Annotated in this window: 24 protein-coding genes; 15 read left to right on the plus strand and 9 right to left on the minus strand. The window is 71.9% G+C overall.

Annotation, left to right across the window (positions count from 1 at the left end):
* Positions 1–39 precede the first annotated feature (39 nt).
* Both GXW71_RS25275 and cobA read right to left on the minus strand, forming a co-directional pair.
* Entirely contained in the window at positions 40–240 is a 201-nt protein-coding gene (locus GXW71_RS25275) for a hypothetical protein (protein ID WP_211855473.1), read from the minus strand.
* Positions 233–1,066: a uroporphyrinogen-III C-methyltransferase gene (cobA, locus tag GXW71_RS25280; RefSeq protein ID WP_211855474.1), complete on the minus strand. Its 834-nt coding sequence runs from the start codon at positions 1,064–1,066 to the stop codon at positions 233–235. The genes GXW71_RS25275 and cobA overlap by 8 nt, the downstream gene beginning before the upstream one ends.
* A gap of 83 nt (positions 1,067–1,149) precedes the next feature.
* On the opposite strand from cobA, the gene GXW71_RS25285 reads away from it, so the two are divergent.
* The 9 genes from GXW71_RS25285 (at position 1,150) to GXW71_RS25325 (ending at position 11,625) form a co-directional block, all read left to right on the plus strand.
* Complete coding sequence (locus tag GXW71_RS25285) at positions 1,150–2,847, plus strand: NADPH-dependent assimilatory sulfite reductase hemoprotein subunit (protein ID WP_211855475.1); 1,698 nt, start codon at positions 1,150–1,152, stop codon at positions 2,845–2,847.
* Positions 2,847–3,359 (plus strand): NAD(P)-dependent oxidoreductase, encoded by a 513-nt coding sequence (locus GXW71_RS25290; RefSeq protein ID WP_211855476.1) that lies wholly within the window; start codon positions 2,847–2,849, stop codon positions 3,357–3,359. Before GXW71_RS25285 ends, GXW71_RS25290 begins: the two co-directional genes overlap by 1 nt.
* 45 nt (positions 3,360–3,404) lie before the next feature.
* A complete protein-coding gene (locus GXW71_RS25295; protein ID WP_211855477.1) occupies positions 3,405–3,923 on the plus strand; it encodes a hypothetical protein in 519 nt (172 codons plus the stop codon).
* A 52-nt stretch (positions 3,924–3,975) separates the two neighbouring features.
* Positions 3,976–6,465 (plus strand): ATP-dependent helicase HrpB, encoded by a 2,490-nt coding sequence (gene hrpB / locus GXW71_RS25300; RefSeq protein WP_211855478.1) that lies wholly within the window; start codon positions 3,976–3,978, stop codon positions 6,463–6,465.
* A 74-nt stretch (positions 6,466–6,539) separates the two neighbouring features.
* A complete protein-coding gene (locus GXW71_RS25305; protein WP_211855479.1) occupies positions 6,540–7,595 on the plus strand; it encodes a trypsin-like peptidase domain-containing protein in 1,056 nt (351 codons plus the stop codon).
* Positions 7,596–7,781: 186 nt separating this feature from the next.
* A complete protein-coding gene (locus GXW71_RS25310; protein WP_211855480.1) occupies positions 7,782–8,462 on the plus strand; it encodes a winged helix-turn-helix domain-containing protein in 681 nt (226 codons plus the stop codon).
* A gap of 60 nt (positions 8,463–8,522) precedes the next feature.
* A complete protein-coding gene (locus GXW71_RS25315) occupies positions 8,523–9,977 on the plus strand; it encodes a sensor histidine kinase (RefSeq protein ID WP_211855481.1) in 1,455 nt (484 codons plus the stop codon).
* Positions 9,978–10,053: 76 nt separating this feature from the next.
* Positions 10,054–10,320: a hypothetical protein gene (locus tag GXW71_RS25320; protein ID WP_211855482.1), complete on the plus strand. Its 267-nt coding sequence runs from the start codon at positions 10,054–10,056 to the stop codon at positions 10,318–10,320.
* Positions 10,321–10,494: 174 nt separating this feature from the next.
* The gene (locus GXW71_RS25325) at positions 10,495–11,625 is read left to right on the plus strand and encodes a YbfB/YjiJ family MFS transporter (RefSeq protein WP_211855483.1); all 1,131 of its coding nucleotides are present in this window, start codon (positions 10,495–10,497) and stop codon (positions 11,623–11,625) included.
* A 38-nt stretch (positions 11,626–11,663) separates the two neighbouring features.
* Here the strand turns inward: GXW71_RS25325 and dut are convergent, their stop codons facing one another.
* From dut to GXW71_RS25345, 4 genes are read right to left on the minus strand one after another with little or no spacing between them, the layout of a single operon-like run.
* Positions 11,664–12,110, minus strand: coding sequence for a dUTP diphosphatase (gene dut / locus GXW71_RS25330; protein ID WP_211855484.1), 447 nt, complete (start codon positions 12,108–12,110; stop codon positions 11,664–11,666).
* Positions 12,107–13,294: a bifunctional phosphopantothenoylcysteine decarboxylase/phosphopantothenate--cysteine ligase CoaBC gene (gene coaBC, locus GXW71_RS25335; RefSeq protein ID WP_211855485.1), complete on the minus strand. Its 1,188-nt coding sequence runs from the start codon at positions 13,292–13,294 to the stop codon at positions 12,107–12,109. The genes dut and coaBC overlap by 4 nt, the downstream gene beginning before the upstream one ends.
* Positions 13,294–13,947 (minus strand): hypothetical protein, encoded by a 654-nt coding sequence (locus GXW71_RS25340; protein ID WP_211855486.1) that lies wholly within the window; start codon positions 13,945–13,947, stop codon positions 13,294–13,296. Before GXW71_RS25340 ends, coaBC begins: the two co-directional genes overlap by 1 nt.
* 30 nt (positions 13,948–13,977) lie before the next feature.
* Positions 13,978–14,724 carry a class I SAM-dependent methyltransferase gene (locus GXW71_RS25345; protein WP_211855487.1) on the minus strand — a complete coding sequence of 249 codons (747 nt, stop codon included), beginning with the start codon at positions 14,722–14,724 and terminating at the stop codon, positions 13,978–13,980.
* A 41-nt stretch (positions 14,725–14,765) separates the two neighbouring features.
* Between GXW71_RS25345 and mutM the strand changes: the two genes are divergently transcribed.
* From mutM to dnaA, 4 genes are all read left to right on the plus strand, one after another.
* Positions 14,766–15,656 (plus strand): bifunctional DNA-formamidopyrimidine glycosylase/DNA-(apurinic or apyrimidinic site) lyase, encoded by an 891-nt coding sequence (gene mutM / locus GXW71_RS25350; protein WP_211855488.1) that lies wholly within the window; start codon positions 14,766–14,768, stop codon positions 15,654–15,656.
* A gap of 60 nt (positions 15,657–15,716) precedes the next feature.
* Positions 15,717–16,496, plus strand: coding sequence for an enoyl-CoA hydratase (locus GXW71_RS25355; protein ID WP_211855489.1), 780 nt, complete (start codon positions 15,717–15,719; stop codon positions 16,494–16,496).
* 269 nt (positions 16,497–16,765) lie between these two features.
* The gene (gene rpsT / locus GXW71_RS25360) at positions 16,766–17,038 is read left to right on the plus strand and encodes a 30S ribosomal protein S20 (protein WP_211855490.1); all 273 of its coding nucleotides are present in this window, start codon (positions 16,766–16,768) and stop codon (positions 17,036–17,038) included.
* Positions 17,039–17,402: 364 nt separating this feature from the next.
* Positions 17,403–18,827 (plus strand): chromosomal replication initiator protein DnaA, encoded by a 1,425-nt coding sequence (dnaA, locus tag GXW71_RS25365; RefSeq protein ID WP_211855491.1) that lies wholly within the window; start codon positions 17,403–17,405, stop codon positions 18,825–18,827.
* A gap of 6 nt (positions 18,828–18,833) precedes the next feature.
* Here dnaA and GXW71_RS25370 read toward each other — a convergent pair whose 3' ends face one another.
* Positions 18,834–19,682, minus strand: coding sequence for a helix-turn-helix transcriptional regulator (locus tag GXW71_RS25370; RefSeq protein WP_211855492.1), 849 nt, complete (start codon positions 19,680–19,682; stop codon positions 18,834–18,836).
* Positions 19,683–19,879: 197 nt separating this feature from the next.
* On the opposite strand from GXW71_RS25370, the gene GXW71_RS25375 reads away from it, so the two are divergent.
* Positions 19,880–21,394, plus strand: coding sequence for an MFS transporter (locus GXW71_RS25375; protein ID WP_211855493.1), 1,515 nt, complete (start codon positions 19,880–19,882; stop codon positions 21,392–21,394).
* 55 nt (positions 21,395–21,449) lie between these two features.
* Here the strand turns inward: GXW71_RS25375 and GXW71_RS25380 are convergent, their stop codons facing one another.
* Positions 21,450–21,725 (minus strand): hypothetical protein, encoded by a 276-nt coding sequence (locus GXW71_RS25380; RefSeq protein ID WP_211855494.1) that lies wholly within the window; start codon positions 21,723–21,725, stop codon positions 21,450–21,452.
* 56 nt (positions 21,726–21,781) lie between these two features.
* Positions 21,782–22,798, minus strand: a complete 1,017-nt coding sequence (locus GXW71_RS25385; RefSeq protein ID WP_211855495.1) for a tripartite tricarboxylate transporter substrate binding protein — start codon at positions 22,796–22,798, stop codon at positions 21,782–21,784.
* A gap of 395 nt (positions 22,799–23,193) precedes the next feature.
* Here GXW71_RS25385 and dnaN point away from each other — a divergent pair, with 395 nt between their 5' ends.
* Complete coding sequence (gene dnaN, locus GXW71_RS25390; protein WP_211855496.1) at positions 23,194–24,324, plus strand: DNA polymerase III subunit beta; 1,131 nt, start codon at positions 23,194–23,196, stop codon at positions 24,322–24,324.
* Positions 24,325–24,457: the final 133 nt, after the last annotated feature.

Consider the following 24,457-nt stretch of genomic DNA (forward strand, 5'->3'; position numbering starts at 1 on the left):
TCGGGCGTTCGGCGCGAGGAAGAACTCGCGCCGTTGAGTTCACCCTCCGATGAAGTAGAGCACCGCGATCGCGGCCACCGCCGCGGCGACCGCCAGCAGCACGGCCACCGCCGGGACGGCCGGTTCCTCGATGCCCCAGAGGTCGCTCCATTCGTCGAGCGGCGGTTCCGGCGCGGGCGGCGGCGCCAGGCGCGGCGGGGCGTCGCGGAAATCGAGCGGCATGGTCGCGATCCTATGCATGGGCGCGGCGCTCCGCCGGCACATCGGCGCCATCGGCCGCCTCGGGCAGCAAACCCGCCGCGAGGCCGGCGGCTTCGCCGATCACCACCATGGCGGGGCCGGGCAGCCCGGCCCGCCGTGCCGCGAGGGTGCATGCGCCGAGCGTGGTGCGGAGCGTCGCCTGCGCCGCGGTGCTGCCCTGGGCGATGACCGCGACCGGGGTTTCCGGCGCCCGTCCGGCCGCCAGCAGCCGGAGCGCGATCTCATCGAGGCGGGAGAGCGCCATGAAGGCGGCGATGGTGCCGCCGAGGCGGGCCAGCGCATCCCAGTCCACCGCGCCCGGCAGGCCGCCGGCCTCGTCATGGCCGGTGACGAAGGTGACGGCGCTGGCGATGCCGCGATGGGTCAGCGGCACGCCGGCCGCCCCCGGGACTGCTGTGCCGGCTGAGACGCCGGGGACCAGCCGCCAGGGGATGCCGGCGGCGTTCAGCGCCAGCGCCTCCTCCCCGCCGCGGCCGAACAGGAAGGGATCGCCGCCCTTCAGCCGCACCACACGGAAGCCCGCGCGGGCGCCTTCCACCAGGCGCCGGTTGATCGCTGCCTGCGGCACCGGCGCCTGGCCCTTGCGCTTGCCGACATTGACCACCGTCGCCCCGGCCCGGATCAGCCGCAGCACGCCGCGGCCGGGCAGCGCATCGTGCAGCACCAGGTCGGCGCGCCGCAGCGCTTCCGCGGCGCGCAGGGTCAAAAGGCCGGGGTCGCCCGGCCCGGCGCCGACCAGCCACACCTCGCCGGGGCGGGGCGCGTCGGTCTCGGGCAGGGTGGAGGCGACATCAACGGCCGACATACGCGGGTTTCCAGATTCACGTTTGACGAATGGTAGATTTGGGATTTAGGTGCCGCAAGCGATTTTTCCCGAGGTTTTCCCCGATGCCCGACGGCACCACCGTGAAGCCCCCCTCCGGCGCCGAGGCCATCAAGCGCGGCAGCCTGGGCCTGCGCGGCACCATCGCCGAGGAGATCGGCGCCGATGACGTGCGTGGCGGGCTTTCCGAGGCGTCCTACACGCTGCTGAAATTCCACGGCACTTATGAGCAGTTTGATCGCGATACCGCGACCGAGCGCAAGCAGCGGGGCGAGGACAAGGACTGGTCCTTCATGGTCCGGGTCCGCGCCCCTGCCGGGCGGCTGACCGCTGCCCAGTTCCTGGCCCTGGATGCGCTGGCCGATACCCATGCCGACGGCACCCTGCGGCTGACCTCCCGCCAGGGCGTGCAATTCCACGGCGTAATTCGGGAGAACCTGAAGGGCACCATCGCGGCGATCAACGAGACGCTGCTGACCACCCTCGCCGCCTGCGGCGACGTGGTGCGCAACGTCATCACCTCCCCGGCGCCGCGCCGGGATGCCCTGCATGCTCGGCTGGAGGCGGAGGCCTTCCGCCTCTCCTCCGCGCTGCTGCCGCGGACCCGCGCCCATCACCAGCTCTTCCTCGGTGAGGAGGGCGACGAGGCGGCGGCGGTCGATGAGCCGCTCTACGGCCCGACCTACCTGCCGCGGAAGTTCAAGATCGCCCTGGTCCATCCTGCCGACAACACGCCGGACGTGCTCGCCAACGACCTCGGCTTCATTGCGGTGACCGAAGGCGAGGCGCTGACGGGCTGGATCCTGACCATCGGCGGCGGCATGGGCATGACCCACAACAAGCCCGCCACCTATCCGCGCCTGGCCGACCCCATCGCCCTGATCGGCCCCGACGAGGTGCTGGAGGTGGCCGAAGCCGTGGTCCGCCTGTCCCGCGACCATGGCGACCGCTCCGACCGCAAGCACGCCCGGCTGAAATACGTGGTCGCCGAGAAGGGCGTCGCCTGGGTGCGGGAGCGGCTGGAAGCCGATCTCGGCCGGCCCCTGGCGCCCGCCCCCGCCCTGCCGAAGCTCGCGGTGCCGGAGCTGCTCGGCTGGCATGAGCAGGGCGACGGCAGGCTCTGGCTCGGCCTGCCTATCGCCTCCGGCCGCATCGCCGGCCGGCTGCGGGAAGGCTTGCGGGAGGTGGTGCGCCGCTTCGCCCCGAACCCGATCGCGACGCCGCAGCAGGACCTGATCCTGTCCGACATCGCCGCCGCCGACCGCCCGGCGATCGAGGCCATCCTGCGCGACCACGGTGCGGTCTTCGCGGAGGAGCTGACGCCGCTCGCGCGCTGGTCGCTCGCCTGCGTGGCGCTGCCGACCTGCGGCCAGTCGCTGGCCGAAGGGGAGCGCGTGCACCACCCGATCCTGGCCGATGTCCAGGCGGCGCTCGCCCGCCACGGGCTGCTCGGCGAGCGGATCAGCCTGCGCCTGACCGGCTGCCCGAATGGCTGCGCCCGGCCCTATGCCGGCGATATCGGCGTGGTCGGCCGCGCCCCCGGCCTCTACACTCTCTTCGTCGGTGGCGATTTCGCCGGCACCCGCCTGTCCTTCCCGCTGGCCGATAAGGTGAAGCAGGAAGCGGTGGGCGCGACCCTCGACCCGGTGCTCGCCGCTTATGCGGCGCAGCGCGTGGCGGGCGAGGGTTTCGGGGATTTCTGCAGCCGCATCGGTGCCGATGCGGTGCGCGGGCTGCTAGTAGGGGAGACCAAAGCCGCCTGATGCTGCCCCTCGTCTTCCTGCCGACGACGCCGGTGCTGCTGGTGGGCGAAGGGCCCGCCTTCGACAAGCGCCGCGCCCTGCTGGAAGCCGCCGGCATCACGCGCCTGACGGTGCTCTCCACCCGTCCCGACGCGGCGGCGCTCGACGCCGCCCGGCTGGTCTTCGGCGCCGGCCTCTCCCGCGCGGACTCCGAATGGCTGGCAGCCGAGGCGCGGGCGCGCGGCACGCCGGTGAATATCGAGGACGTGCCGGATCTCTGCGACCTGCACGTCCCCTCCATCGTGCGCCGCGGTGACCTGCTGCTCTCCGTCTCCACCGCCGGCGGCGCGCCGACCTTGGCGGTCGCGCTGCGGGAATGGCTGGAAGCCCAGTTCGGCCCGGAATGGGCGGAGCACCTGGCGGAGGTCGCGGCGCTCCGCACCCGCCTCCGCGCCGAGGGCGCCAAGCCGTCCGAGGTTATCGCCGCGCTGCGCACGCATCTGGCCGGGGCCGGCTGGCCGCCTTTGACCTGACTTGCGTAAACCGCGCGGCAAGGATCGCGCGTGCAGGATGGCGGCATGTGGCGCTTCCTCCTCCTGCTGCTGCTGATCGCGCTGCCGGCGATGGCGCAGGATGCGCGCCCGCTGCTCGGCCCGGGGACCCTGCCTCCCCGCGGGCCTGTCGCCGCCGCCCCCTCCACCATTCCGCCCTTGGCTGTCGCCCCCTCCGTCGTAGAGGCCGAACCCGCCCCCCCGCCGCTGTCGGGCGAGGGCAAGGCGCCGGAACAGCCGCTGCCCGCCCAGGCGCAGCAGGCCCCGATGCCACCCCCCTTGGCGACGCCCGCACCAGGCCTGACGCTCGCCCCCGACCCCGCGCGCTGCGGCCCGGCCCGCGAAGGCCAGGTCGCCTGCATGTCGGGCCGCCTCTGCGCCTGCCGCTTCGAGCGCGGCGGGCAACTCACCGGCCGCGGTGATCATTTCGCATGGGATTGCGGGCCGCTCCGCCCATCCTGCGACCTGCCGCCGGCCGACCTTTCGGGCGGCGCGGTGCAGCCGGAGATCCTCATCATGCCGGAGATCGGGCCGCGGCGGCGCTGAGGGTATGGGCCGAGGGGCGACGGCCCCCCATAACCCCGCTAAACCCCGCGCGATGTCCGACACCCTTCCCGTGCGCGAGGCGCTGCCGGCCCTGACGGAGGCGCTGCGCACCGGCCCCAATGCCGTGCTCATCGCGCCGCCAGGCGCCGGCAAGACCACCCTCGTGCCGCTCATCCTGAAGGACGAGCCCTGGGCCGCCGCCGGCAAGCTGCTGCTGCTGGAGCCCCGCCGCGTCGCCGCCCGCGCTGCCGCCCGGCGCATGGCCGATACCCTGGGCGAGGCACCCGGCCAGACCATCGGCCTTTCCACGCGGCTCGACCGCGCCATCTCGGCGGCGACCCGGGTCGAGGTCGTCACCGAAGGCCTGCTGGTCCGCCGCCTGCAATCCGATCCGGGGCTCGAGGGCGTCGCCGGCGTAATCTTCGACGAAGCGCATGAGCGCAATCTCGACACCGACCTGGCGCTGGCCTTCTGCCTCGACCTGCAATCGGCGCTGCGCCCCGAGATCCGGCTGCTGGCGATGTCGGCGACCATCGACGGCGGCGCCTTCGCCAGGCTTTTGAGGGGCGGGCCGATTCACGCCTCCGCGCCTGACGGCGCTCCGACGATCGGACCGCCGAACGCGCCCATCATCGAAAGCATGGGCCGCGCCCATTCCGTGCGCATCGTCCATCGCGCACGCGAGCTCACCGACGCGCGCGACCTGCCGGAAGCCATGGCCGGCACCATCCGGGAGGCGCTGCGCGAGAATCCCGGCGACCTGCTCGCCTTCCTGCCCGGCTGGGGTGAGATCCGGCGTACCGCCGAGCGCCTCGCTGGCCTCGATGCCGATGTCCTGCCGCTGCACGGCGAGTTGCCGCCCGCCGAGCAGGACCGGGCGCTGACCCCGGGGCCGCGCCGCAAGGTCGTGCTGGCGACCTCGATCGCCGAGACCTCGCTCACTGTCCCGGGCGTCCGCATCGTGGTCGATGGCGGCTTCCGCCGCGCCCCGCGCCTCGACCCCGCGACCGGCCTGGCGCGGCTGGCGACCCTCCGCATCTCCCGCGCCGCCGCCGAGCAGCGCGCCGGGCGCGCGGGCCGCGAGGCGCCTGGCATCGCCTATCGCCTCTGGACCGAGGCGCTGCATCGCGGCCTCGCGCCCGCCGACCGGCCGGAGATCCTGGAGGCCGAGCTCTCCTCGCTCGCGCTCGACTGTGCCGCCTGGGGTGCCGAGCCCGCTTCGCTCGCTTTCCTCGACCCGCCGCCCGCCGGCGCGCTCGCCGCCGCCGGCGCGCTGTTGCGCGACCTCGATGCACTCGACGCCGAGGGTCGCATCACCGCGACCGGCCGGCGCATGGCCCGCCTCGGCACCCATCCGCGTCTGGCCCGGATGATGCTGGAAGCCGCGCATGAGGGCGAGGCGGCGCTCGCCGCCGACCTCGCCGCCCTGCTGGAGGAACGCGACCCGATCCGCGGGCGGGAAGCGCCGTCGGACATCCATCTCCGCCTCGACCTGCTGCAGGGGCGCGACGACGCCGCGGCCGATCGCGGCGCCGTCGCCCGGATCCGCCGCGCCGCGACCATGCATCGCCGGCGCCTCGGCGTCCCCGCTGGCGCGGAAGCCGAAGGCGATGCCGGCGCCCTGCTCGCCGCCGGCTTCCCGGACCGCATCGCCGCCCGGCGCGGCACCATGGAAGGCGCCTTCCGCCTCGCCTCCGGCCAGGGCGCCCGGCTGCCGGCGACCGATCCGCTGCGCAAATCGGCGCTGCTCGCCGTCGCCGATCTGGAGCTGCAGGGCACCGAGGCACGCATCCGCATGGCGGCCCCCCTCGATCGCGCCATCCTCGAATCCCGCTTCCCCGACCGCCTGCGGCGGGAGGAAGGCGCCGCCTTCGACGCCCGGGCCGGCGCCGTCCTCGCCCGCCGCCGGCTGATGTTCGGCCCCTTGGTGCTGGAGGAGGCGCCACTCGATGCCGTCGATCCGGCCCTGGTCGCCGAGGCATTGGCGGTCGCGGCCGCGGAGCGCGGCTTGCGCGACCTCCGCTGGTCCGACGCGGCCCGCCAGCTCCAGGCCCGGATCGGCTGGATGCGCCGGGCGGAGGGCGAGGCCTGGCCCGACCTCTCCGACGCCACCCTCATCGCCACCGCCCGCGACTGGCTGGCCCCCTGGTGCGCCGGCCGCACGAAGCTCGCGGAGCTCGGCGCCCTCGATCTGCATGAGGTGCTGGCCGGCGCCCTGCCCTATGAGCAGCGCCGCGCCCTGGACGCCGCCCTGCCCACCCGCCTGGCGCTGCCCGCCGGCCGGTCGGCGGCGATCGACTACGCGCGGGAGGTGCCGACCCTCGAAGCCCGCGCCCAACACCTGTTCGGCCTCGCCCGCCTGCCGCCGCTGGCCGGTGGGCGCGTGCCGCTGCAGGCGGCACTGCTCTCCCCGGCGGGGCGCCCGATCGCGGTCACCGGCGACCTCGCCGGCTTCTGGTCCGGAAGCTGGGCAGAGGTCCGGAAGGAGATGCGCGGCCGCTACCCCAAACATGCCTGGCCCGAGGATCCCGCTTCCAGTTGAAGCCGGGCCCGGGCGCACGCACATTGGCCGGCAGGGCGCTTTCGCCCCCGTATCCACAGGACCTTCCCCGCGTCATGGCCGCAATCGCCACCCGCCGCGTGCTCTTCAGCGGTCTCGTCGCCTCTGCCTTCCTCCCCGTCATCCCCGCCTTTGCCCAGCGCGGCGCCCTGCTGCCCGACTTCGCGGATCTGGCGGAACGCATCCTTCCCGCCGTGGTGAACATTTCCGTGACCGGATCGGAAGCCCCGCGCATCCCGCCGGAACTCCGCGGCACGCCGCTGGAGCGGCAGTTCCGCGACCGCTTCCGCGGCCCGCAGACCCAGGGCGCCGGATCAGGCTTCGTCATCGAGGCCTCGGGCTTCATCGTCACCAACAACCACGTCATCGGCAACGCCAGCCGCGTGACGGTCGGCCTGCAGGACGGCACCGAGCTGCCGGCCCGCGTCGTCGCGGTGGACGACCTGACCGACCTCGCGCTGCTCAAGGTCGAGTCCCGCCGCAGCCTGCCGACCGTGCCCTGGGGCTCCTCCGCCGCCATGCGCGTCGGCAACTGGGTGCTGGCGGCCGGCAATCCCTTCGCGCTCGGCGGCACCATCACCTCCGGCATCATCTCGGCCCGCGGCCGCGACATCGGCGGCGCCTTCGACGACTTCCTGCAGACCGACGCCCCGATCAACCCCGGCAATTCCGGCGGCCCGCTGTTCAACACCAATGGCGAAGTGATCGGCATCAACACCGCGATCTACTCGCCCTCCGGCGCCTCCGCCGGCATCGGCTTCGCGGTGCCCTCCGACCTCGCGCGCCCGGTGATCGAGCAGCTCATCCGCGGCGGCCGCGTCGATCGCGGCTGGCTCGGCGTCTCGGTGCAGGACGCCGCCGACATGGCGCGCGGCCAGCGCGGCGCGCTGGTGATGGGGGTCGAGCGTGGCAGCCCCGCGGCCCGCGCCGGGCTGCGGCAGGGTGATGTGGTGGTGCAGCTCAATGGCGAAAGGCTGGAAGGCTCCCGCAGCCTGGTGCGCGGCGTCGCCCTGCTGCCGCCGGGCCAGACCGTCCGCCTGACCCTGGTCCGCGACGGCCGCCAGCAGGAGGTCGCGGTCCAGATCGGTCGCCGGCCGGCGACCAATGGATGAGCCGCGTCCGGGGCAGGGCAGCGCCCCTCCCCGGGCAAGCCCCCCCGGCTGGCGCCCTGGAGCTTCGAGGCCTAGTGTCCTGCCCGCAAAGTTCGTTGCGTTTCGCAGCGAGCGGAGCGGATAAGCAGGCCACCGCAAACAAGGCCTACTCTCCCGCTGAACCTTGTGCCGTAGAGGGCCGCCGCATTGCGTATTCTCCTGGTTGAGGACGACGTCGAGGTCGCCCGCTTCGTCCGCAAGGGTCTGCAGGAAGCCGGTCATACCGTCGAGCATGCCCCGAACGGCCGCGATGGCCTGTTCCTCGCCGCCTCCGAGCAGTTCGACATGATGGTGCTGGACCGCATGCTGCCGGGCGGCGTCGATGGCGTGCGCCTGGTCGAGACGCTGCGCACCCAGGGCAACAAGACGCCGGTCCTGTTCCTCTCCGCACTCTCCGCCGTCGACGAGCGGGTGAAGGGGCTCAAGGCCGGTGGCGACGACTACCTGGTGAAGCCCTTCGCCTTCGCCGAGCTGCTGGCGCGGGTCGAGGCGCTCGGCCGCCGCCCGGCCTCCGACGCGCCGGCGACCAAGCTGCGCGTCGCCGACCTGGAGCTCGACCTGCTGTCCCGCACCGTGACGCGCGCCGGCAAGCGCATCGACGTGCAGCCGCGCGAGTTCCGCCTGCTGGAGCACCTGATGCGCCATGCCGGCCAGGTGGTGACCCGCACCATGCTGCTCGAGAAGGTGTGGGACTACCATTTCGACCCGCAGACCAACGTCATCGACGTGCATGTCAGCCGCCTGCGCCAGAAGCTCGATCGCGGCTTCGACCGGCCGCTGATCCACACCGTCCGCAACGCCGGCTACCTGATCCGCGCGGAGCCCTGATGCCCCCGCTTCGCCAGCGCGAGCCTCGCGCCGGCGCCCGGGCGGCGGTGCCCTGACGCCATGCGCCACGACCGCGTCGGCGCCCGCGCCCTGCCGCGCGAGGTCCCGGCGCGCCACGCCGAGGCGCTGGCGACAGCGCCGCCGCTCGGCCTGCTGCGCAGTGCCGGCGCCCGCTTCGCGCTGATCTTCGCCGGCACCTTCGTCACCGCGGCCATTGCCTTCACGGCAGTGCTCTGGTGGGGCACCGCCGGCGCGCTCGACCGGCAGACGGACGCCGCGGTGCGCGCCGATGCGCTGGCGTTGTCCGAACGCTGGCGCGACGGCGGCGTCTCCGCCGTGGTCGAAGGCATCGAAGACCGGCTGGCCGCCGATATCGAGAATCACGCGATCTACATGCTGCAGGCGCCCGACGGGCGGCGCGTCGCCGGCAATCTCAACCAATGGCCGGTGGCGGCCGACGCCCCCGGCGCCTGGGCCTACACCACCGTCCAGCGCGAAGGGCAGCCGGCGGAGGCCAGGCTGCACGACATCGTGCTGGAGGGCGGCTTCCGCCTGCTGATCGGGCGCGACATCGATGAGAAGACGCGGCTCCGCCAATTGCTGGGCGAAGGCGTCGCCTGGTCCTTCGGTGCCGCCATCACCTTCGCGATCATCGGCGCCTGGCTGATGCGCGGCATGCTGGCCAGCCGGCTGCGGCCTGCCTTCGCGACCGCCGCTTCCATCGCCGGCGGCGACCTGTCGCACCGCGTGCCGCTGACCGGGCGGCATGATGAGTTCGATCTGCTGGCCGCCACCATGAACACCATGCTGGACCGCATCGACCGGCTGATGAGCGGCGTGCGCGGCGTCTCCGACGCCATCGCGCACGACCTGCGCACCCCTATCGCCCGCGCCCGCGCCAAGCTGGAGGATGCGCTGGCGACCGCGCCGGACGAGGCGGCGCTGAAGCTGGCGGTGGAGCAGGGCATCGCCGATCTCGACGCCATCAGCCGGGTGTTCCAGGCCCTGCTCCGCATCGCGGAGGCCGAGGCCGGCGCCCGCCGCCGTGCCTTCGCGCCCTTCGACCTGGCCCCGGTGCTGGCGGATGCCGCTGACATCTATGGCGCCGCCGCCGAGGCGCGCGGCCAGGTGCTGGACACCCGCATCCCCGAACGGCTGGAGATCGTGGGCGACCGCGACCTGCTGCTGCAGGCGGTGGCGAACCTGCTCGACAACGCCGTGAAGTTCGCACCGCCGGATGGGCATGTGCTGCTGGCCGCCACCCTGCGCCCCGATGGCGGCGCCGAGGTGGTGGTGGAGGATGACGGCCCCGGCCTCGCGCCCGCGGACCGCGCCCGCGCCGGCGAGCGCTTCTTCCGCGCCGACGCGGCCCGCACCACGCCGGGCTCCGGCCTCGGGCTGTCGCTGGTGCAGGCGGTCGCGCATCTGCATGGCGGCAGCTTGGCGCTCGGTGATGCGAAGCCCGGGCGGGAGAGCCCCGGCCTGCGCGTGACCCTCGGCCTCGGCCCCGCATGACGCGGCCTTCATCCGCTGCCCATCGCCCCGCGATGCGCCTTACCGCATCCTTGCGCCCATGCGGAAATGGCTTGTCATGGCTGTCGCCTTGGGCGTCGTGCTGCGCGCTGGCCCGCCCGGCCTCTCGGCGGAGCCGCAGAACGTACGCGTCACCACGGATTCGGCCGAGTATTGCGGCAGCCTGGCACAACGCGTCGCCGCGCTGCCGGGTGGCACCGTCGAGCCGGCCCGGAGCCTGGCGGCGGATGGGCTCAGGCTCTGTGACAACGGCCATGTCCGCACCGGCGTCGCCAAGCTGCGCCGCGCCTTGCGTGCGGCGCAGGGTTTGGAGACACCTGGTTAGATCTTGCCCTCAGACGCCGGGCGCGGCCTCCGGCCGCTTGGCTTTCGCGCTGTCAGGTATGCACCCCGCGCGGCGGTCGGTCGCGCGCGGGCCGCATTCGCGGCCTCGGCCTGCATCGGCTGACGCCTCACAGTCCGGCCTTTCCGGTAGCGGCCTGCGGCCGCGGCTTTGGGGATGAGCCTGCCCTTCCTCCGCCCCGCCCTCGCCGGTGCGGCGGCGACCTGTTCCGGGATCGGCTTGGCACGCTTTGCCTATGTGCCGCTGTTTCCCGCCATGGTCGCGGCCGGCTGGGTGGATGGCGGCGGCGCCGGGCTGATCGGCGCCGTCAACCTCACCGGCTATCTGGCGGGCACGCTGCTCGGCCGGCCCGCCGCGCGACGGCTCGGCGTGCCGAACACGCTCAGCCTCGGCCTGCTGCTCGTCGCCCTCGCCTTCGCCGCCTGTGCCTGGAATGGCGGGCTCGTTTGGCTCGCCGCCTGGCGCGGCCTCGCCGGCATCGCCGGCGGCGTGCTGATGGGCGTCACCGGGCCGTCCGTCCAGGCCGTCGTCGCCCCCCAGCGCCGCGGTGCCGCGGCCGGCGTGGTGATCGGCGGCGTCGGCACCGGCGTCTCCCTCGCCTCCCTGCTGGTGCCGCTGCTGCTGCCCGCCGGGCTCAGCGCCACCTGGCTCGGCCTCGCAGGCCTGGTGCTGGTGCTGCTCGCCTTTGCCCATCCGCGCTGGCCGCGCCCACCCGCCGAAGCCGGTGCCGCCGCCAGGCCCGGCACCGTGCCCCGCGCCACCGCGCTGATCCTCTCCTACGCGCTCTCGGGCGCCGGGCTGGTGCCGCCCATGGTCTACCTCGCCGACCTCGCGGTGCGCGGCCGCGGCTTCGGCCTCACCTCCGGCTCCCTCGTCTGGCTCCTCTTTGGCCTCGGCGGCATCGCCGGCACACTGACCGGCGGCCGGCTCGCCGACGCGCTCGGCGGCCGCCGCGCCCTGACCCTCTGGATGGGCTTCCAGGTGCTGGCGATGGGCCTCGCCCTGATCCCCGGCAAGCTCGCGCTCATCGCCGCCGCCCTGACCGGCGGCTTCGCCGCCATGGGCGTCACCGCCGTCGCCCTCGCGGCGGCCCGCGAATGGGCCGGCATGCAGGCCGGCATCCTCTGGGTGCGCACCACCGCCGGCTTCGCGGTGGCGCAAAGCATCACCGGCTTCGCCATGGCCGCCCTCTTCGCCGCCACCGGCGAAAGCCACGCCGCAATCTTCAGCGCCGGCCTGGCGCTCTCCATCGCGGCACTCGCGGTCGCGGCCAGCGATCGGGGGTGAGCGCTTCCCGGGAGGGGCAAAGCCCCTTCCGGGACGCGCTAACTCCCGGTGCTGCCGAACCCGCCGGTGCCGCGGTTGGTGTCGGGCAGTTCGGCGACTTCGTCCCAGGTGGCGCGGGTCACCGGGGCGAGGACGGCCTGGGCGACGCGCATGCCGCGTTCGACGGTAAAGGCTTCGGTGCCGGCGTTGAGGATGATGACGCCGAGCTCGCCGCGATAATCCTCATCGATGGTGCCGGGGCTGTTCGGCAGGGTGATGCCGTTCTTCAGCGCGAGGCCGGAGCGCGGGCGCACCTGCAATTCGTGGCCGGTGGGGATGGCGAGGCGGAGGCCGGTCGGGATCAGGGCGCGGCCGCCGGGCAGGATGGTGACCGGCGCGGTGACGGCGGCGAGCAGGTCCATCCCGGCCGCACCTTCGGTGGCGTAGGAGGGCAGGGGAAGACCTTCGGCGTGCGGCAGGCGGGTGACCTTGATCGTGAGGCTCATGCGAGGCTTTCGGCGATGCGCGCGGCGAGCTTCGCCGCGACCTGTTCCTTGGGCATGCGCGGCCAGTCCTCCACGCCGGTGGCGGTGACCAGGTGCACGGTGTTCTCGGCGCCGCCCATGACGTCGCCTGAGACATCATTGGCGACGATCCAGTCGCAGCCCTTGCGGAGGCGCTTCTCCCGCGCGTGCTCGACCACGCGCTCGGTCTCGGCCGCGAAGCCGATGACGAGGCGCGGGCGCGCAGCGTGGCGGGCGATGGTGGCGAGGATGTCGGGATTGAGGGTCAGCGGCAGCGGCGGCGGTGCCTTGCCGGGTTCCTTCTTGAGCTTCTGGGTCGCCTCATGCGCGACGCGCCAATCGGCGACGGCGGCATTGAAGACCGCGGCATCGGCGGGGAGTGCCGCCTCGACGGCGGCGAGCATCTCGCGCGCGGATTCGATGTGGATGGTGGTGACGCCGGCGGGATCGGGCCGCGTCACCGGACCGGTGACCAGGGTCACGCGGGCGCCGAGTGCCGCGAGCGCTGCGGCGATGGCGTGGCCCTGGCGGCCGCTGGCGCGGTTGGCGATGTAGCGCACGGGATCGATCGGCTCATGTGTCGGCCCGCTGGTGACCACCACATGCCGGCCGGCGAGCGGTTGCGCGGCGGGAGCAAGCTGCGCGCGGATGGCGTCGAAAATGATCTCGGGCTCGGCGAGACGGCCGGGGCCGCTTTCGGGCTCGGCCATCGCGCCATCAGCGGGGCCCACGAAGCCGACCCCGCGGGCACGCAGCGCGTCGGTGTTGGCGCGCGTCGCCGGGTGGTCCCACATCGCCGGGTTCATCGCGGGTGCGGCCAGGATCGGCGCGCGGGTCGCGAGCAGCACGGTGCTGGCGAGGTCGTCGGCGAGGCCCGCCGCCATCTTCGCGAGCAGGTCGGCGGAGGCGGGCGCCACGACGACGAGATCGGGCGGGCGGGCCAGGCGGATATGGCCGATATCCGCTTCGGCGGCCCAGAGATCGTCATGCACGCGTTCGCCGCTGATGGCGGCGAGCGCTTCGCGGGTGACGAAGCGGGCGCCGCCGGCGGTGAGGATCGGGGTGACGGAGGCGCCTGCCTTGCGCAGCAGGCGCGTCAGCTCCAGCACCTTGTAGGCCGCGACGCTGCCCGAGACGATCAGCAGGATGCGGCGGCCTTCGAGCATCAGGGGTTCAGCCCGCGCGCGGCAGGATCGAAGGCCCGGAGCGTCGAGAGATCAAACCAGGCTTCGGCATTGGCCTGACCCTTGGCACGGTCACCCTGGATGGTGCCGAGGCCCGGGACATAGAGCTGATCGATGAAGAGATGCGGCGCCTCGCCGCGCGGCACGGTGTAGCGGCCGCTGGCGACGTTCACGGTGCGGCCGGGGCCGGCATGCGCTGCGAGCAGGATGCCGGGCTTCGGCCGGGCGCGGACCAGAATATCGGCGGCGGTCCAATCCGCCGGCAGGGCAAGCTGGTTGCGCGCCATGTCGATGAGTTTCGCGCCGGCGGTGCGGGCGCGGGAGAGCAGGAGGAACATCCGGTCCTCCTCCATCCACCAGGGGGAGTTCAGCGTCGTCTTCAGCATCGCCGGGTCGCCGTTGAGATATTTCCTGTCGGCGAAGCGGTACATCATGTTGTCTTCGGCGAGCTCGACGCGGCGCATCGCGACCAGGCCGCCATTGCGGTCGAAGAGGCCGAGCGGGTTGCGCTTCGCCGGATCGGGATTGTCGTCCGCGATCATGCTGGGGCTGCCGTCCCGATTGAACTGGTAGCCCTCGGCCTCGGCCTTCAGGCGGCTGTCGCGCCAATAGGTCTCGTTGATCGCGGTCGCCATGCTGCTCTCCGTTCCTTGCCGGCGGCGCTCTTACAGCCGCCAACCAGTGTGGATCGCGACGATACCGCCAGACATGTTACGGTATTGCACTCTTTCGAAACCGGCCGCATTCAACATCCCCGCGAGCCTCTCCTGGTCGGGGAACATGCGGATGCTCTCGGCGAGGTAGCGGTAGCTCTCGGCATCGCCGGCGAAGCGCGCGCCGAGGACGGGGAGCGCCTTGAAGGACCAGGCGTCGTAGAGTCGTTCCAGGACCGCCACCTCGACGCGGGAGAATTCCAGGCAGTGGAAGCGCCCGCCGGGACGCAGCACGCGATAGGCTTCTCGCAGCACGGCGTCCTTGTCGGTGCAGTTGCGCAGGCCGAAGGCGATCGAGACCTTCTCCACGCTGCGGTCGGGCAGCGGGATGTGCTCCGCGTCCACGGCGAGGACGGACAGCCCCTTCACGATGCCGCGGTCGAGCGCGCGCTTCTCCGCGACCGCGAGCATGGCGGGATTGACGTCGGAGAGGATCACGCGGCCGGCGCCGCGTTCGAGTGCCAGGAAGGCGATGTCGCCGGTGCCGCCCGCGAGGTCGAGCAGGGTCTCGCGCGGGGTCGCGCCGATCGCGTTGACGAAGATGCGCTTCCAGATACGGTGGATACCGAGCGACATCAGGTCGTTCATCAGGTCGTAGCGGGGGGCCACGCTCTCGAAGACCTCGCGCACCAGCCCGGCCTTGGCGGCCCTGGGGACGTCGCGATAGCCGAAATCGGTGGTGGGGGTGTCGCTCGCCATGGCCGCAGTCTAGCTTGGCGCGAGCAACAGGGGAACGCCGGGTGCCGGAACTGCCCGAGGTCGAGACGGTGATGCGTGGGTTGGACGCGGTGCTGACCGGCACCCGCATCGCGCGCGTCGCGGTCAATCGCGTCGGACTGCGCTGGCCCTTTCCGGAACGGCTCGCCGCGCGGCTGGAAGGGCAGCGCGTGCTGGGGTTCCGCCGGCGCGCCAAATACATGCTGATGCGGCTGGAAGGCGGCGAGAGCGCGCTGATCCATCTCGGCATGTCCGGGCGGATGGTGGCGCGGCGCATGGATGCGGCGCCGCTGCCGCGGATGGCGCCGCAGGGGGTCTTCTCCGACGCGCGGGGGCATAACAATCCACCCGAGGCGCATGAGCACCTGGTGATCGAGACCGAGGCGGGCTGGCGCATCGGCTTCGTCGACCCGCGCCGCTTCGGCGCCGTGGACCTGATGGTGACGGCCGAGGAGCACACGCACAGGTTGCTCCGCGACCTGGGACCGGAGCCGCTGGAGGGCGCCTTCAGCGCCGAAGCGCTGTCGCTGCGCATCGTGCGCAGCCGGACGCCGATCAAGGCGGCGCTGCTCGATCAGCGCGTGGTCGCAGGGCTTGGCAATATCTATGTGTGCGAAGCATTGCATCGCGCGGGGATCTCGCCGAAGCGCCTTGCATACAGCGTCGCCGGTACCCGCGCCGCACGGCTGGTGCCGGAGATCAAGGCGGTGCTGACGGAGAGCATCGCGGCCGGCGGATCCTCGCTCCGCGACTATGTGCGCGCGGATGGGGAGCTCGGCGTCTTCCAGGAACGCTTCCTGGTCTATGGCCGGGAAGGAGAGCGCTGCGCACGCTGCGACGGCCTCTGTCCGGGCATCCGGCGGATCACCCAGGCCGGCCGTTCCACCTTCTATTGCGCGCGGGTGCAGCGTTGAGGCGGGCAGCCCGCTGCGCTACCCCTTTTCCCCCTTAGGCATCCTCGAGGAAACACCGCCATGGCCGAATACGGCATGATCCTGGTCGAAACCCAGGGCAAGGTCGGCATCATCCGCCTCAATCGCCCGCAGGCGCTGAACGCGCTCTGCGACCAGCTCATGAGTGAGGTGGGTGAGGCGCTGCGTGCCTTCGACAAGGATCCGGGGATCGCCGCCATCATCCTGACCGGCAGCGAGAAGGCCTTCGCGGCGGGTGCCGACATCAAGGAGATGAAGGACCGCACCTTCCCGGACGTGATCTTCGATGACTTCATCGGCGATCGCTGGGAGACGGTGCTCGAGATCAGGAAGCCGGTGATCGCCGCGGTCGCGGGCTTCGCGCTCGGCGGTGGCTGCGAGCTGGCGATGATGTGCGACATGATCCTGGCCGCCGACAATGCGAAGTTCGGCCAGCCGGAGATCAACCTCGGCATCATTCCGGGCGCCGGCGGGTCGCAGCGGCTGACCCGCGCCATCGGCAAGTCCAAGGCCATGGAGATGATCCTGACCGCCCGGATGATGGACGCGGCGGAGGCCGAGCGCGCCAACCTGGTCTGCCGGGTGGTGCCGCTGGCCGAGCTGATCCCGGAGGCGGTGAAGATCGGCGAGAAGATCGCGAGCCTCTCCGGCCCCTCCATCGCGATCGCCAAGGACGCGGTGAACACGGCCTATGAGACCACTTTGACCGAGGGGGTGAAGGCGGAGCGACGGATGTTCCTCGGCCTCTTCGCGACTGCCGACCAGAAGGAGGGCATGGCCGCCTTTGCCGAAAAGCGGAAACCCGCCTTCACCAATCGATGATATCAGCGGCCTCGGATCGTTGATCGAGGACCCTCAGACGCCGGGCGCCGCGCATCCGCGCGGCTTGGCTTCGCCGGACGACCGGCGGGCCGCATTCGCGGCCTCGGATCGGTCAAAGGACCGATCCGCTGGTACACTTGATGCCCGGCTGCCGACCCTTGCCCGTGCGTCGCGCTTGACGCCGGGCCACCCCTGGGGATAAAAGCCGCGCCTTCGCCGGGGGCTGCCCACGGCCCGCCCGACCCTCTTGCATTGGTGTACCGATAGCCATGGCGAACAACGCCTCCGCCCGCAAGCGCATCCGCCAGACGGAGAAGCGCACGATCCGCAACAAGGCGCGGCGTTCGCGCGTGCGCGGCTTCATCCGCAAGGTGGAGCTGGCGATCGCGTCCGGCGACCAGGCGCAGGCGACCGAGGCGCTGAAGGTCGCGCAGCCGGAGATGCAGCGGGCGGTGACCAAGGGCGTCCTGCACCTGAACACGGTGGCGCGCAAGCTGTCGCGCCTGTCGGCCCGCGTGAAGGCGATCGCCGCGCAGGCCTGAACGCGCGCGGCATCGCCGCGCGCCTTCCATCATCCTGATCTGTCCGAACACGCACGCGCGGTTTCATGCGCGCGCGCGTTCGCGCGCGTCAGGGTCATGGCGCAGCCACTAGTTTTTTTCCGGAGCAGTTCGCGTTTGCCGCCTCAAACGGCACGCGATATCGTGTCGATAACAGCGCAGGACCAGGCGCCCAAAGCAGGGCAGACTGGCTGGAACATCCTATCGCCGGGCAAGCTCTGGCGATGCGGATCGTGAAGGCCAGTCGGCGGTGGCGAAGCCTTTCAGAATGCTTCGCCGCTCCGCCGGAGAGTGCTCTTCAGAGGGTGTGTGGCGTCTGGTTCAGAGGGGGTGGCAGGTGCGGCGCATGGAGAAGGACGTCGGTGTATCGCCCTTGGCACCCGCGCCGCAGCTAGCGGAGTGCTGGGCGCGCGTCCGCGGCCGTCTGCGTGAGGAAGTGGGCGAAGTCGAGTATCGCACCTGGCTGCGGCAGATGACCCTGGCCGGCATCGATGGCGAGGAGGCCGTCGTGTTGCTGCCCACGCGCTTCCTGCGCGACTGGGTGCGTGGCCATTACGGCGATCGCCTGCGCGCGCTCTGGGTGCAGGAGAATGTCGGCATCCGTCGCATCGATGTGCGCGTGGCGGCGAATGCGCGCGTCACCGACAGCGCCGACGATCAGCAGGCCGAAGGCGGGCTGGCCGAGACGCTGGCGCCGTCGCGGCCGGAGCCGCGCGCGGAGGTGAAGCCCGACCCGCGGTCCGACTGGTCCGCGCCGCTCGATCCACGCTTCACCTTCGACACCTTCGTGGTCGGCAAGCCCAACGAATTCGCCTATGCCTGCGCGCGCCGCGTGGCGGAGAAGCCCGCGTCCCCGGGCTTCAACCCGCTGTTCCTCTATGGCGGCGTCGGCCTCGGCAAGACGCATCTGATGCACAGCGTCGCCTGGGCGATCCGCGAGGCGCATAGCCAGCGCAACATCGCCTACATGAGCGCCGAGAAGTTCATGTACCGCTTCATCGCGGCGCTGCGTTCCCAGTCGACGATGGAGTTCAAGGAGAGCCTGCGCTCCGTCGACGTGCTGATGATCGACGACCTGCAATTCCTGATCGGCAAGGACAACACGCAGGAAGAGTTCTTCCACACCTTCAACGCGCTGGTCGATGCCGGCAAGCAGATCGTGGTCAGCGCCGACAAGTCGCCTTCCGACCTGAACGGGCTGGAGGACCGGCTGCGCACCCGGCTCGGCTGCGGCATGGTCGCCGACCTGCACGCGACGACCTACGAACTGCGCCTGTCGATCCTGGAGGCGAAGGCGATCGCCGCTTCGGCCAAGGTCGACAAGCGCGTGATGGAGTTCCTCGCGCACAAGATCACGTCGAATGTGCGGGAACTCGAAGGCGCGCTGAACCGGCTGATCGCGCACGCCAACCTGTTCGGCCGCGAGGTGACGATCGAAACCGCGCAGGAGGTGCTGAAGGATATCCTGCGCGCACACGACCGGCGCGTGACCATCGAGGAGATCCAGAAGCGCGTGGCGGAGCACTACAACATCCGCCTCACCGACATGTCCTCCGCCCGCCGCGCGCGCAACGTGGCACGGCCGCGGCAGGTCGCGATGTATCTCGCGAAGCAGCTCACGCAGCGCTCGCTGCCGGAGATCGGCCGGCGGTTCGGCAACCGCGACCACACCACCGTCATGCACGCCGTTTCCCGCATCGCGGAGCTGATGCAGGCCGACAGCGGCTTCGCCGAGGATGTGGAGTTGCTCAGGCGGATGCTCGAGGTCTGAGGCACGTCACGGCGCGCCGGCCGCGCCTTCCAGCAACCGGCGCAGCCGCCGCCGATCCGCTTCCAGCACCGGCGTGAAGACGACCAGCCGCAGATCCGGCGCGCCTTCGACCGTGAAGGCGGTGTGCTCGAACTCGATCAGGCCAAGCGCCTCGTGCCGGAGGCGCTTCACGCCCTCCCCGCGGCCGGAGACATCCAGCAGCGGCCACCAGCGCCGGAAATCGGGGCTCATCGCCAGTAGCTCCTCGACCAGGGACGCGAAGCCCGGATCACCATGGGCGCGGCCATGGTCCAGCCGGAATTTGGCGAGCACCCGCCGCGCATCCTCCCCCCAGTCGGGCATCATCTGGCGATAGGCCGGGTCGGTGAACACGAGCCGGAGGGTGTTGCGCCGCTCCGGCGGCAACAGCGCGTAGTCCCCGAACATCGCCGCGGCCGCCGCATTCCAGGCCACGACATCCCAGCGAGATGTCTTGATGTAGGCGGGGTTCGGCAGGCTGTTCAGCATCGCCCTGACGGCGCCCGAGACCACCGGCACCTCGGCGGGTGCATGCGGCGGCGGCCGGTGCTGCGCGAGCGTGAAGAGATGCGCGCGCTCCACCGCGTCCAGCGACAGGGCCCGGCAGACGCATTCCAGGAAATGCGTCGAGACCTGGATGTCGCGGCCCTGCTCGAACCACGTGTACCAGGTGACGCCCACACCCGCGAGCTGCGCCACCTCCTCCCGCCGGAGGCCGGGCGTGCGCCTGCGCGCGCCGGAGACGAGGCCGACATCCTCCGGCCGCGTCCTGGCCCGCCGGTCGCGCACGAAGTCGGACAGCGCGCGCCTCGCGCCACTGCGGGTCAGCGTCACCATGATCCGTCAGCCTGTCAGCGCAGATAACAGGATAAATACCCCTCTACTAATAGTATAACCCGTGCGCCATCCTCCCGTCCAGCGAACCCCAGGGCGCAGGGCGAGCATGACCTCCGCGGTAATCGCGGCGGGTCCGCCGCATCGCCAGTCTCGACCGCCTCGGGGATGCCTTCCCGGCTACGCGACAGGAGAGAGCGATGAGCGATGCACAGCCGATCGCGGGGCGCTGCCCTGCGGCCTGGAACCAGGCCGGGCCGGCGACCACGGATGCGGATGCCGGCGCCGCGGTGCGGAGCGCCTGGCGGCTCTGGGCTGGCCTGATCGTCATGCTAGCCGGCGCCTTCATGACGATCATGGACGTGATGATCGTCAACGTCGCGATCCCAAGCATCCGCAGCGATCTCGGCGCCAGTTTCGCGGAGGCGGAGCTGGTGGTGGCCGGATACGGCCTCGCCTATGCGATCGCGCTCATCACCGGCGGGCGGCTCGGCGACATCTTCGGCCGGCGGCGCATGTTCCTCATCGGCCTGGTGGGCTTCACGGCGACCTCGACGGCCTGCGGCCTGGCGCCAACGCCGGCGGCGCTGATCGTCGCGCGGCTGCTGCAGGGGCTTGCCGCCGCGATCCTGTTCCCGCAGGTCTTCTCCCTGATCCGGGTCACCTTCGCGGAGCCGCGGCAGCGCACCACCGCCTTCGCGGTGATGGGGGCGGTGCTGGGCCTTGCCGGGATCACCGGCCAGCTCCTCGGCGGCGTCCTCGTCGAGGCGGATCTGTGGGGGCTCGCCTGGCGCCCGGTCTTCCTGGTCAATATCCCGGTCGGCCTCGCGGCCTTCGCTGCCGCGCCCCGGATGATCCAGGAATCCCGCTCCCCGGATGCGCGGCGCCTCGACCTCGCGGGCGTCGGCCTCAGCGCGCTCGGGCTCGGGCTGCTGCTCTACCCCCTGATCGAGGGGCGGGAGGCGGGATGGCCTGCCTGGTCCATCGCGATGCTCCTGCTGTCCGTGCCGGTGCTGGCCTGCTTCGCCCTCCACCAGCACCGGCGATCCCTGCGCCAGGCATCGCCCCTGCTGGAGACCGGCCTGTTCCGCGACCGCGCCTTCGCGATCGGCATGCTGCTGGTCCTGGCCTTCTATTCCTCGCTGAACGCCTTCTTCCTCGCCACCGCCTTCCTGCTGCAGCTCGGCCTGCAACGCTCCCCGCTCGAGGCGGGGCTGATCTTCTCGACGCTTGGCGTGGCCTTCGTGATCGCCTCCGTCGTCGCCGGCCGCCTCACGCTGCATCACCGGCGCGCCGTCCTGATCGGGGGTGCAGCGATCGCGCTGCTGGGCAGCGCGATCGCCGGCGGGACGGCCGCGATGGTCTCGCCGCTCGAGGCGCGGGACCTCATCCTGGCCTTCGTCGTCCTCGGTACCGGGCAGGGGCTGCTCATGACGCCGCTCCTGAACGCGATCCTGAGCGGCATCCATGAAGGGCACGCCGGATCCGCCTCCGGCATGCTGAGCACGATGCAGCAGGTGGGCGGCGCGCTCGGCGTCGCGATCGTCGGCATCCTTTTCTTCGCCACCCTGGATCACGCCCGTGCGGCCGGCGCAGTGGAGCCGGCCGCCTATGCGCAGGCCTTCACGGCCGCGGCCATCTACAGCGCGGCCGCAACGGCGATCACCCTCGCGCTGCTCTTCGCTCTGCCGCATGGCAGGGCGCCGGGGCGGTGAGGCGCGGATATCGCGCCTGACAGATGGATGCGGAATCAGGCCGCCGGTTGCGAGCTCAGCCGCAGGTGATGCTGCGCACCGTGTCCCCTTCGGCGATCACGGTCGCACGGTCCGGCCGATAGTCGCGCGTCATCGGCGTGTTCGGCCCGCCCACGCGGACGCTCTGGATGCCGGGCATCCTGGCGAGCGTCGCGCGGGCGGATTCCAGGCTGCCGCCGATCAGGCGCTGGAACCCGACCTCATAGGAGGCGCAGCCAGCGCCGGCGCCGTTGCCGCCGCCGCCGGCACACCCGAGCAGCAGCAACGCGGCGAGCGGGACGATGGGACGCATGGCGTTTCCTTCCTGAGCCTTCTGTCTTGCGGGCCACTTCAGGCCCCGGGCGATATCTAGTCGCGCTGGCCTTCGCGTGTCAGCTCCGCGACCAGCGGGCCGAGCGTGCGCTCCTCATCGATCCAGTAGCGCGCGAAGCCCTCGGGACCCTGGAAGGTGATGGGGATGCTGAGCTGGCGCATGCGGTCGGCATGCTCGGGCGAGGCGATGGCGCGCTCGAGCGCCTGCGCCAGCCGCGCCTGGACCGGGGCCGGCAGGCCGGCCGGGCCGACGAAGGCGCGGGTGGAGCCGGCGACGATGTCATAGCCCTGCGCGACCGCGGTCGCGACGCCAGGCAGGAAAGGGCTTTCCTCCCGCGACAGCACCGCGATCGCGCGCATCGCGCCCTGGCGGATCAGGGAGGCGGAGGTGCCGACGGCGAAGATCCCGGCTTCGGTCTGGCCGGCGAGCAGCGCCGTCACCGCCGGACCCGCGCCCTGGTAGTGGATCTGGTTGAAGCGGATGCCGGCCAGCCGCTGCAGGCGGATCGACGCCAGATGCTCATGGCCGAGCTGGCCGTTGTCTGACATGCGGAGGTCGTCCGGGCGGGCACGCGCCGCGGCGACGAGATCGGCCAGGCTGCGGAGCGGACTGCCGGCCTGGACCAGGATCGCACCGGGATCGACGACGTGCAGCGCCAGCGGCGTGAAGCTCTCCCGTGTGAAGCCGGCCTGGCGGGCGGTATCGAGGTAGAGCGTCGTGGTCTGCGGCCAGAGGCCATAGCCGATCGTGTAGCCGTCGGGCCTGGCGCGCGCGACCTGGGTCATGCCGATCTGGCTGGCGGCGCCGGCGCGGTTCTGCACGACCACGCCAATCCCGAGCTCCTGCTCCAGCAAGGGGGCCAGTGCCCGGGCGCCGATGTCGTTCCCGCCGCCCGGCGGGTAGGGAACGATGAGCTGGAGCGTGCGGCCGGCCTCCGGAAAGGCGGCCTGGGCGGCGGCCCGGTGCGCGGCGAGCAGCGCCGGCAGCGCCAGGATCGCGCGGCGGCCCGGCAGGCCATGCCCGGCCGAAGCCGGACGCGAGAGTTTCACCATCGGATGCTCCAACCACTGGTCTTGACGACAGGCCGTGCGTCCTCAGCGTCTTGCGCGCCATTGGCGGCGCTTGGCGGGGGAGCCTAGAGCATTTTTCGTTCGCTTCGGCTCACCTCAAATGCTCCGGCCCTTTGTCTGGCGAGCAGATTCACGCCTCCGGGCGATTCCGCCCTCCGGCGATCTGCTCGTGGGGCGGACCATGCGGCCAGCAATGGCAGGCTTCGCCGCGCTTTCCCCAGTGACTCCCGGCTGTTATGGTGCGCGACCCCGCAGGGCGGGCCAGGCCGGCGCGACCCGCGCCGCGGCCTCGGCGGGGACGGGTCAATCGGCGGGGCGCCGGCGCGGCGGTGCCGCGCAGGGCACCCACGCAACACGGGATGGCGGGGTAGGGACCAATGAAGTTCACCGTGGACCGGGCGGTGCTGCTGAAGGCGCTGGCGCATGTGCAGAGCGTCGTCGAGCGCCGCAACACCATTCCCATCCTCGCCAATGTGCTGATCGAGGCGACGCAGCAGGGCGTGCTGCGCCTGGTCGCGACCGACATGGAGATCGCGGTGCAGGAGGAGGTGCCAGGCGTCACCGTCGCCCGCGCCGGGCGCACCACGGCGCCCGCAGCGACCCTCTATGAGATCGTGCGCAACCTGCCCGACGGCGCCCGGGTCGAGCTCGACCACGGCGGCGGCGACGCGCCGCTGGCGCTGCGCGCGGGCCGCTTCGCGACCTCGCTCATGGTGCTGCCGGTGGACGACTTCCCCTCGATGACCGAGGGCAAGCTGCCGACCGTCTTCTCGATCAAGGCGGGCGTGCTGCGCGACCTGATCGACCGGACCAAGTTCGCGATCTCGACCGAGGAGACGCGCTACTACCTGAACGGCATCTACCTGCATGCCGCGGCCGCCGAAGGCGCGCCGGTGCTGCGCGCGGTCGCGACCGACGGCCACCGCCTGGCCCGCGTCGAGGAGCCGCTGCCGGAAGGTGCGTCCGGCATGCCGGGCGTCATCATCCCGCGCAAGACCGTGAACGAGCTCCGCAAGCTCGCGGAGGAGACGCAGGACGAGATCGAGCTGCGGCTCTCGGACACCAAGATCCGCTTCGCACTCGGCACCGTGACCCTGGTCAGCAAGCTGATCGACGGCACTTTCCCGGAGTACGAGCGCGTCATCCCGCGCGGCAACGACAAGGTGCTGAGCGTCGACAAGAAGGCCTTCGCGGAAGCCGTGAAGCGCGTCGCCGCGATCAGCAGCGAACGCTCCCGCCCCGTGAAGCTCTCGGTCGACCGCAACCTGCTGGTGCTCTCCGCCGCCTCCACCGACATGGGCCAGGCCCAGGAGGAGCTGGACCAGGACGTGGTGAAGTACAGCTCCACACCGCTCGAGATCGGGTTCCAGGCGCGCTACCTGGCCGACATCACCGACCAGATCGGCGAGACCGTGGAATTCCGCTTCGCCGACGGCTCCGCGCCCACCATCGTCGCGGACGCGGCGAAGCCGGAAGCGCTCTACGTGCTGATGCCGATGCGGGTGTGAGGTGCTGTCCCGGAAGGGGCTTTGCCCCTCCCGGACCCGCCCCACCAGGAGCATGGATGCTCCTGGACCTGCTTCACTTGGTGCCCGAATTGGGAAGGGGTCGCACGGCGCCGTTGCGCCGTGCGACCCCTTC

Source organism: Plastoroseomonas hellenica (assembly GCF_018129085.1).
GTDB classification, from domain to species: domain Bacteria; phylum Pseudomonadota; class Alphaproteobacteria; order Acetobacterales; family Acetobacteraceae; genus Plastoroseomonas; species Plastoroseomonas hellenica.

Coding starts and splice junctions, on each gene's coding strand:
- GXW71_RS25385 (WP_211855495.1), bottom strand. CDS start 22,798: ATGGTGAAACTCTCGCGTCCGGCTTCGGCCGGGCATGGCCTGCCGGGC.
- GXW71_RS25305 (WP_211855479.1), top strand. CDS start 6,540: ATGGCCGCAATCGCCACCCGCCGCGTGCTCTTCAGCGGTCTCGTCGCC.
- GXW71_RS25375 (WP_211855493.1), top strand. CDS start 19,880: ATGAGCGATGCACAGCCGATCGCGGGGCGCTGCCCTGCGGCCTGGAAC.
- GXW71_RS25340 (WP_211855486.1), bottom strand. CDS start 13,947: ATGGCGACCGCGATCAACGAGACCTATTGGCGCGACAGCCGCCTGAAG.
- cobA (WP_211855474.1), bottom strand. CDS start 1,066: ATGTCGGCCGTTGATGTCGCCTCCACCCTGCCCGAGACCGACGCGCCC.
- dut (WP_211855484.1), bottom strand. CDS start 12,110: ATGAGCCTCACGATCAAGGTCACCCGCCTGCCGCACGCCGAAGGTCTT.
- GXW71_RS25315 (WP_211855481.1), top strand. CDS start 8,523: ATGCGCCACGACCGCGTCGGCGCCCGCGCCCTGCCGCGCGAGGTCCCG.
- GXW71_RS25345 (WP_211855487.1), bottom strand. CDS start 14,724: ATGGCGAGCGACACCCCCACCACCGATTTCGGCTATCGCGACGTCCCC.
- GXW71_RS25355 (WP_211855489.1), top strand. CDS start 15,717: ATGGCCGAATACGGCATGATCCTGGTCGAAACCCAGGGCAAGGTCGGC.
- coaBC (WP_211855485.1), bottom strand. CDS start 13,294: ATGCTCGAAGGCCGCCGCATCCTGCTGATCGTCTCGGGCAGCGTCGCG.
- GXW71_RS25320 (WP_211855482.1), top strand. CDS start 10,054: ATGGCTGTCGCCTTGGGCGTCGTGCTGCGCGCTGGCCCGCCCGGCCTC.
- GXW71_RS25285 (WP_211855475.1), top strand. CDS start 1,150: ATGCCCGACGGCACCACCGTGAAGCCCCCCTCCGGCGCCGAGGCCATC.
- GXW71_RS25370 (WP_211855492.1), bottom strand. CDS start 19,682: ATGGTGACGCTGACCCGCAGTGGCGCGAGGCGCGCGCTGTCCGACTTC.
- GXW71_RS25325 (WP_211855483.1), top strand. CDS start 10,495: ATGAGCCTGCCCTTCCTCCGCCCCGCCCTCGCCGGTGCGGCGGCGACC.
- GXW71_RS25380 (WP_211855494.1), bottom strand. CDS start 21,725: ATGCGTCCCATCGTCCCGCTCGCCGCGTTGCTGCTGCTCGGGTGTGCC.
- GXW71_RS25295 (WP_211855477.1), top strand. CDS start 3,405: ATGTGGCGCTTCCTCCTCCTGCTGCTGCTGATCGCGCTGCCGGCGATG.
- rpsT (WP_211855490.1), top strand. CDS start 16,766: ATGGCGAACAACGCCTCCGCCCGCAAGCGCATCCGCCAGACGGAGAAG.
- dnaN (WP_211855496.1), top strand. CDS start 23,194: ATGAAGTTCACCGTGGACCGGGCGGTGCTGCTGAAGGCGCTGGCGCAT.
- GXW71_RS25290 (WP_211855476.1), top strand. CDS start 2,847: ATGCTGCCCCTCGTCTTCCTGCCGACGACGCCGGTGCTGCTGGTGGGC.
- dnaA (WP_211855491.1), top strand. CDS start 17,403: ATGGAGAAGGACGTCGGTGTATCGCCCTTGGCACCCGCGCCGCAGCTA.
- hrpB (WP_211855478.1), top strand. CDS start 3,976: ATGTCCGACACCCTTCCCGTGCGCGAGGCGCTGCCGGCCCTGACGGAG.
- GXW71_RS25275 (WP_211855473.1), bottom strand. CDS start 240: ATGCATAGGATCGCGACCATGCCGCTCGATTTCCGCGACGCCCCGCCG.